This window comes from Thermogutta sp., from assembly GCF_014359955.1.
Classification (GTDB): Bacteria; Planctomycetota; Planctomycetia; order Pirellulales; family Thermoguttaceae; genus Thermogutta.
Genome location: NZ_JACIYL010000284.1, coordinates 1 through 5,006 on the forward strand (window position 1 = coordinate 1; position 5,006 = coordinate 5,006).

The 5,006-nt window shown below is 58.6% G+C and carries 2 protein-coding genes; one reads left to right on the forward strand and one right to left on the reverse strand.

From position 1 onward, the window contains the following. Positions 1-122: 122 nt before the first annotated feature. A complete protein-coding gene (locus tag H5U08_RS09945) occupies positions 123-548 on the reverse strand; it encodes a hypothetical protein (RefSeq protein WP_297032595.1) in 426 nt (141 codons plus the stop codon). Positions 549-2,057: 1,509 nt separating this feature from the next. Between H5U08_RS09945 and acs the strand changes: the two genes are divergently transcribed. After that, positions 2,058-4,745, forward strand: a complete 2,688-nt coding sequence (gene acs, locus H5U08_RS09950; protein WP_297032597.1) for an acetate--CoA ligase alpha subunit — start codon at positions 2,058-2,060, stop codon at positions 4,743-4,745. Positions 4,746-5,006: the final 261 nt, after the last annotated feature.

Below are 5,006 nucleotides of genomic sequence, written 5' to 3' on the forward strand. Positions count from 1 at the left end.
AACTGCTCCTACAAGACTTTCACCGTTTGGCCTTTCACGGCACCAAACGAAAACTGGGGATGAGTCAGACCGGGCGACAAACGAGGCGGTCGTGTTCAAATCAAGTCAGAGCCACGACCTGATCACCAAGATTCCACGACCCGCAGGAATCGGCCGCCGCTCTCGTACCAACCGTGCTGCGTGAATTGCGTCCAGAGGAGTTCCAAAAGGAGTGACGCCCGTTGCCCCGCGTTCTCCAGGGTTACGCAGGCGATTCGGCTGGGCAGGGGCCGCGGATGATAGAAGCCAAGCCCAGTCTCCGACAAATGTTTCCCCACCACCACGAGCGCAGGCCCCTGCCGGGATTCACCGTCTCCGGTCATCGGCTGAACCTGGACGAGATAGGGGAACGGAAAACGCGGTGACTGTCGCCGCTCGTTTTCATACGGTTCGGGATAGATCGTCGCCAGGACGCGGCGGACAGCGGCCTGTACCGACCCGCCGGATGACTGCGACGACAAAGGTTGCCAGTAATTGGCTGGTGACGTGACGTCAGCAAGGCTCATCACTCACTTTCCTCCCAGTAAGCCGATGCTTGAGTTTGTGGTGGCCGGGTTTACATCCCGGGCGTCAGCCGGGAATCAGGGCCGTCCGTTCCCCGCGCACTGGGCCCCGTTTTTCGCTCTTTCGTCCGTGCCACCTCGGCAACCGACAATTTTTCCAGCTGATTTAGAGTCCGTGCGCGCTATCAGACAGCAGTTCTCTCCGACAAAATTAAAGGTGTTACCTTAATCACCTCAGAAGAAGCCATTTCTGGCAAATCTGGTGGCCTGCCGTATCCCCTTCAATCCCGGCGTCAGCGTTCCTCTCAGAAGAGATACTTGTCAAGGTTCCCAACGGCCGGCCATCACCTGAGCCCGGCGACACCTCGTCAGGGCGTCAAGACAACCCTAGGTTACGAATGAAAGCTTGTCAAGGGACAAAATCGCGATGGGACAACCAGCGGGGTTTTCGGGAGGTAATGGAACTCGCATTCTGCAAAAGGTCCATCTTTTGCGAGAATCTTAGCACCTATCCGAAGACGTCAAAACCGGCTCCAAGTCCTGGTTGCCGCCTGGTTTTCGGATAGTCTCTAAAGCCTTCGTAAAAAAGCAGGGATAAATCGCCGCACTCCATGGAGTGCGGGGCTTTAGCCCCGCTTTCCCCGCGGGACTTTAGTCCCCCGGGGAAAGGCAATGGAGGATCCAACGTCAAACGGCGGACGTGACAGGCACGTCCCTCCGAGAAAAACGGACCCGACAAGCGGGTCCCTCCAAAGATATCCTTCATCGTCTGGATTGGCGGGTCGCGTTCCACCCTAACCGATTAACCGATTGCCCGATTCCATCTGGCCTGACGGCCGACGTGGAAGTCGGCCCTCCATTGGCTACGGCAAGGTGGTGAAGGCTCGGAACCTACCGAAAACGTTAAAATTGGCCCAATTCCCTGTTGCCGCCTGGTCTTCGGATAGTCTCTTACTCTGATCGCGGTCCAGGTCGGCCTGGTCTCTTCGATGCGCTTTTTGGCCGCGCTGATTGCGAGGCGGTGGAGCGCCGTGTGGTTGCACGCCGTTTCGATCGACAGACGAAAGGTTTTTTCCGAGTTGGTGAAACGGTGCCCAAAACAGGGCGGCGGTTCGCCGGGATTGAAAACGTTCGCCTTTGATGCGTGCGCACGGGCGTGGCAGCCGCCCTCCGCGCGGACACAATGATTAGCGAAAAATAGCGAAAACAGAGAAAAACTACTCCCACAAACTCGACGTACAATTAGATAAGCGAATCAGCGGCTGACGCACGAGGCGCCACACCCGAATTTGTTGACAAAAACGAACCAGCCGCGAAAGACCGATTACTCAGCGAATCATGTAAAGCTTCGACACCACTTACATTTTGTGTCACTTTCGCCGAATTCTTAAATTGGCTATCTTGAACTACGAGGGTGGGCATTCGTTTCTCTTTGGAATGCTTCCGGTACAAGAGGAGAAAGTCGTCTCCGCGAGGACGGGGACGGGGTTCTGGGAGACAAGGTAGGAGCTGACCGTGAGTATCGAAAACCTGCACAAGATCTTCAATCCTCATCGCGTGGCGGTTATCGGCGCTAGCGATACCCCCACCAGTGTCGGTTACACGGTCCTGCGGAATCTGGTTGGGTCCGGGTTCCGCGGGGTGGTTTACCCGGTCAATCCCAAGCGGGAGGCCGTCCAGGGCATTCACGCCTACAAAGACGTGGCCAGTTTGCCGAATCCGCCGGATCTGGCCGTCATCTGTACTCCGGCGAAAACCGTGCCCGGCCTGATCCGCGAGCTGGGAATGGCCGGCACAAAAGGGATTGTCATCATTTCGGCTGGTTTTCGGGAAGTTGGGGAGGAAGGCCGCAAACTGGAGAACCAAGTGCTCGAAGAGCAGGCCAAATTCCCCGGCATGCGGATCATCGGACCGAACTGTCTGGGGATCATTGTCCCAGGCATTTCCCTTAACGCGAGTTTTGCAGCAGCAACTCCTCCCAAGGGACACATCGGGTTTATTTCCCAATCGGGTGCGCTGTGCACCTCGGTGCTGGACTGGGCCATCGATCAGGGCATTGGCTTTTCCTACTTCGTGTCGGTCGGCAACATGATCGACGTCACAATTGCCGATCTGATCGACTATTTTGGGTCGCAAACAGAGACCCAGTCCATCATTCTGTACATCGAGTCGATCACAGAAGCCCGGGAGTTCATGTCGGCAGCCCGAGCATTCGCCCGCACGAAGCCGATTGTGGCCTTCAAATCGGGCCGCTTCGCCGAATCAGCAGCGGCCGCGGCTTCGCACACCGGGGCGATGGCGGGTGTCGATGCGGTGTACGAAGCGGCGTTCCAGAGGGCGGGAATCGAGCGGATCTTCCAGATCGAAGACATGTTCGACTGTGCCGAGCTTCTCGCCCGACAGCAGCCGCCCAAGGGCGATCGTGTGGCCATCGTCACCAATGCCGGTGGTCCGGGCGTCATGACGACCGACGCCCTCATTGCGCTGGGTGGTCATCTGGCGGAACTCTCCGAGGAAACGATGCAGAAGCTCAACGAGTTTCTGCCGCCCTTCTGGTCGCACAACAACCCGGTGGATGTGCTGGGAGACGCACCGCCGGAACGTTACGCCAAGGCGATCGACGTCGTGGCAGCCGATCCCAATGTCGACGCCGTATTTGTGATTCTCACACCCCAGGCGATGACCGATTCGACCGGCACAGCCCGCGCAGTCGCAGAAATCGCAAAAAAACACAAAAAGCCGATTCTCGGCGCGTGGATGGGTGGGCGCACCGTCGCCGAGGGAATGCAGGTACTCAGTGAAAACAACATCCCCTGCTACACAACTCCCGAAAAGGCGGTTCGCGCGTTCATGCACCTGGTGTCCTATGCGCGGAATCTTTCGCTGCTCCACGAGACGCCTCGGGACATCCCGGTGTCATTCTCCTTCGACCGCCAGCGCCTGCGCGGCGTTTTCGAAAGCCTGCTGACCGAGGGTGCGGAAATCCTGACGGAAAGCGTGTCCAAGGCCTTCCTGGAAGCCTACGGTATTCCCGTCACCAAGCCCTACCTGGCACGGACGGCGGATCAGGCCGTGGAAATCGCCAAGCGGATCGGCTTCCCGGTCGTGATGAAAATTCACTCGCCGCAGATTACCCACAAGACCGACGTGGGCGGCGTGCTTCTCAATATCGCCAACGAGCAGGCCGTCCGCGAGGGCTTCGAAAAGCTGGTGCGGCGCGCCCAGGAAAAGCGGCCGGATGCGCAGATCCTCGGCTGCACCGTCCAGCAGATGGTGAGCTACCCCAACAGTTTCGAGCTCATCATCGGAACGAAGCGGGATCCCGTGTTCGGATCGGTGATCATGGTGGGAATGGGGGGTGTGGCGGCCGAGGTGTTCCGCGACTACGCTCTCGCCCTTCCCCCGCTGAATGAAACGCTTGCCCGACGCGCCCTGGAATCCCTCAAATCGTGGCCATTGCTCCGCGGTTATCGCGGACGGCCGGGCGTCAATATCGACAAGCTCATCGAAGTGCTCATGCGGTTCTCCTACCTGGTGGCAGACTATCCGGAAATCAAGGAGCTGGACGTCAATCCGCTCCTTGTCACACCGGAAGATGTGATCGCCCTCGACGCCCGGGTCGTCGTGGATCGCGATATCCTGGCCCACGGCGTCCGGCCGTATGCCCATCTCGCAATTCGGCCTTATCCGGAGGAATTTGTCACGGAGCGAAAGCTCAAGGACGGGACGCGGGTCATCCTTCGCCCCATCAAGCCGGAAGACGAACCGATGTGGCACGAGCTTCTGGCGAGCTGCTCCACGCAATCCATCTGGTTCCGCTTCAGCTATCTGTTCAAACAGACCACGCACGAGATGGCCGCCCGATATTGCTTCATTGACTACGACCGGGAAATGGCCATCGTGGCGGAAGTGGAAGAGGATGGCCAGCGGAAACTCATCGGAGTGGGCCGGCTCGTCGCCGATGCCAACCACGAAGTCGCGGAATATGCGGTCCTTGTGGCCGATCGCTGGCACGGACGCGGACTGGGCGGTTTGCTCACCGATTACTGCCTGGAAGTGGCCAAGCGGTGGGGGATCAAGAAAGTTGTTGCCGAAACATCCAAGGACAACGCGCGGATGCTGGCCACTTTCCGAAACCGTGGCTTTGAATTCAACGAAAAGGCCGACCAGGACGTTGTTCTGGTGACCAAGACACTGGCCTGACACGCAGCTTCGCGTCGTTCCACGTGTGAGTTTCCCCACGCTTCCCAAACCGGGAAGCGTTTTTTTACAGAAAACGAGCAACCATTTACCACGGCCGGAGAATCCAGCTTTCGGGGAAGAGCTTGCTGACCAGCCAGTAGCCGATCGCCAGGCCGAGAAGCCCCGAGACAACAAATCCCACAATCCCGATAAGGGCACGGGGGAGCGTGATCCCGAACCCCAGCCGGACGCGATCGCCAGCCAGTCTCGATCGCACGCCCG